We start from the raw sequence: 1,224 nt of genomic DNA, 5'->3' as shown, positions 1-1,224 counted from the left end.
TATAAAATGTCAAGACCTAATGTACAAAAAATATGATATAAAAATGTACAATTAGTCTGTTTGTTTTAAGTGATCTTTTAATCTGTATGATTTTCCTGATATAGGAATTACATGTGCGTGATGCAATACTCTGTCCATAATCGCATTTGCAACAACCGCATCAAAAAATACCCCATCCCATTCATTAAAATTCATATTTGTTGTCAATATTGTGCTCTTTTTTTCATATCTCATATCTATTAGTTGAAAAAATAGATTAGAATCTTCTTTGTTGATTGGCAAATATCCTATTTCGTCTATTATAAGCAGTCTGTATTTGCTAAAATGCTTTAATCTTGCATCAAGGCGATTCTCTAACTGTGCCCTCTTTAATTGTTGTAGCAGATCATTACATTTAATAAAATATGTACTTACATGCTTCTTTGCCGCAGCGATTCCTACAGAGGTTGCAAGATGTGTTTTTCCTACACCGCTCGGTCCTAGAAATACAATATTTTCATTTTTCTCAAGAAAGCCAAGACTAACTAATTCTCGCATTTCCTGTTCATTTACACTTGGCTGGAAATCGAAATCATAATCTTTAAGCTCTTTTACAAAAGGAAATGCCGCAGCCTTTATCATTGACCTGGAAGCATTCTGTTCTTTAAAATCCACTTCATAGTTGCTTAGTTTTAGTAATCCCTCTGTAAAAGAGAGTCCGTTATTCGTTACAAAATCTCTTATTTCATCAAGATGCAGCTTCATCTGGGTTAACTTTAATAAATCCAGATTTGCTGTTAACTGATTGTATATACTGTTACTCATAATCATAAACCTTTCCTATAATATCAAGATTTTCCTTTGCTCTGTCCAATATGTGTTCTTCTTTAAAAACATGAGTTTCTCTGGCAATGGCAGAATAGTGCTCTGAAATATAATTTAATTTTTTTGTACTTAATTGATGAATAGTTATAAGTTTTGTGTTAAAATACACATGTATGTAACCGTCATATACCTGTAATGATACAATCTTTCCTACATACTCCGGTTGGACAGAGTATTGGCATCCTTTATAATTAAACATGCTCGAATGATTGACTTTTACAGTATTTGTGGCGATTTGATATGGCTTTCTTACATTATCAGCGGGTAGGCTGTGTAGGAAAGCCTTTTCTTTTTCAAAGTACAACAAGGGAATTCTCCCTGTTCCCTGATTAATCTGTGTGTTAACACGATTATTTATTC

Annotated in this window: 2 protein-coding genes; both read right to left on the bottom strand. The window is 32.7% G+C overall.

All coding sequences use genetic code 11. The features are described from left to right. Positions 1 to 51: 51 nt before the first annotated feature. Positions 52 to 804 carry an IS21-like element helper ATPase IstB gene (istB, locus tag FYJ58_RS14670; RefSeq protein WP_154520399.1) on the bottom strand — a complete coding sequence of 251 codons (753 nt, stop codon included), beginning with the start codon at positions 802 to 804 and terminating at the stop codon, positions 52 to 54. Further along, on the bottom strand, positions 797 to 1,224 hold a 428-nt coding region (locus tag FYJ58_RS14665), incomplete at its 5' end, for a Mu transposase domain-containing protein (RefSeq protein ID WP_408647387.1). The genes istB and FYJ58_RS14665, both read right to left, overlap by 8 nt.

Origin of the sequence: Velocimicrobium porci (genome assembly GCF_009696045.1) — a bacterium.
Lineage (GTDB): Bacteria > Bacillota > Clostridia > Lachnospirales > Lachnospiraceae > Velocimicrobium > Velocimicrobium porci.
The sequence above is the reverse complement of the archived record's forward strand: the minus strand, read 5'-3'. Positions and strand labels throughout refer to the sequence as shown.

What these genes read in the sequence shown, in the direction of transcription:
- istB (WP_154520399.1), bottom strand. Translation starts at nt 804, where the DNA reads ATGAGTAACAGTATATACAATCAGTTAACAGCAAATCTGGATTTATTA.